General features: G+C 34.4%; 1 protein-coding gene. It reads right to left on the bottom strand.

Features of this window, described 5'->3' with window-relative positions:
• Positions 1 to 716 precede the first annotated feature (716 nt).
• Positions 717 to 1037, bottom strand: a complete 321-nt coding sequence (locus G3O09_RS21965; RefSeq protein WP_163103565.1) for a hypothetical protein — start codon at positions 1035 to 1037, stop codon at positions 717 to 719.
• Positions 1038 to 1188: the final 151 nt, after the last annotated feature.

The following is a 1188-nucleotide window of genomic DNA, read 5'->3' as shown; positions in this document are numbered from 1 at the left end:
CCTGTAAACATGATCGTTGCTGCTGTTGCTATAGTAACAAGTGCTTTCTTTTTCATAAAAAGTATGCCTCCTGTTTGTTCAGTAGTTTTTGTTGCTGTTCTTGCTGCTCATAAATCATAACACGTGTTTTTCGTAATAATAGGTCCATAAATTTCTAAATTGGTATTCTAATAAAATTTAATTGTTGAAGTTTAATAGAAATAAAAAAAATCTCCCTTTAAACAAAGGAAGATTAACGTTTAGTTATAAATGTATACTTATCAAAATAATTCCAATCAAGTTTAAACAATACCAACGTTTCCAAATACATAATAAAATATCACTATTGACATGTTTAAATTTCCGCTTAAAATTTTACTATTATTTCAAATTGATTTCCTGGAATTCATATTGTCATCCTCTTGTAATAGTCCATTCATAAAAAAATGCATCCCTTGAAAAAGAGGATGCAACTGTTGTTTAGTAATGAATCCTATATAATTAGAAGGCAAAAACAATGAAGGTAAAACCTTCATTTTAGATTGTCGACAAAAGGTATCTAGAGTACGCTCTCTCGATACCTTTTGACATTTTTGATATGTATGGTAGGCGAAAAGGTTGATTTCCGCTCCAGCCGCTTGCTTTCCGTGGGGCGTTCGCCCTTCGCTGTTATCAACTTCTCTAGTTCTTAGTTAACTTCTTTCATTGTAAAAGAAAAAAGACTGTAGGCAAAACCTTCATTTCTGCTTTCCTTTTATCTGTTCACGAATCATTTCAAGCTCCTTAAAAGTAAGTTCACTCAAAGATTTTTTGATTTCTTCCTCAAGTTGTTTTTTGTTGCTTTCACGATATCGATTCCACCAATCCCGAAGACCTTCAGTATTATCCAAAAGGTATTCGATATCTATCTCCTCTACCTCATCATCTGACAAATAATTCAATACAGCTGCTAACATTCGATTTAGATTACTTATTTCACCTACATGTTTTTCGTTAGGCAATATATCATTCGATCCCTCTTCGGATGCCTCGTTAATTACTGCAGCTTTTCGTGGCATCATTTCCCTCCTTACCATCCTAAAATATATCTTTTAGTATTAACATTAAAAAGGCTCTGTTAAACTTGCCTGTTGATTTCCGTTCCAGACGCTTGCTTTCCGGGGGGCGTTCGCCGAGCCTCCTGATATGAACGAAACTGTCAAGGCTCCC

This window comes from Peribacillus alkalitolerans (assembly GCF_010882125.1).
In the GTDB taxonomy this organism is placed as follows: domain Bacteria; phylum Bacillota; class Bacilli; order Bacillales; family DSM-1321; genus Bacillus_BN; species Bacillus_BN alkalitolerans.
The sequence above is the reverse complement of the archived record's forward strand: the minus strand, read 5'-3'. Positions and strand labels throughout refer to the sequence as shown.

What these genes read in the sequence shown, in the direction of transcription:
- G3O09_RS21965 (WP_163103565.1), bottom strand. Translation starts at nt 1,037, where the DNA reads ATGCCACGAAAAGCTGCAGTAATTAACGAGGCATCCGAAGAGGGATCG.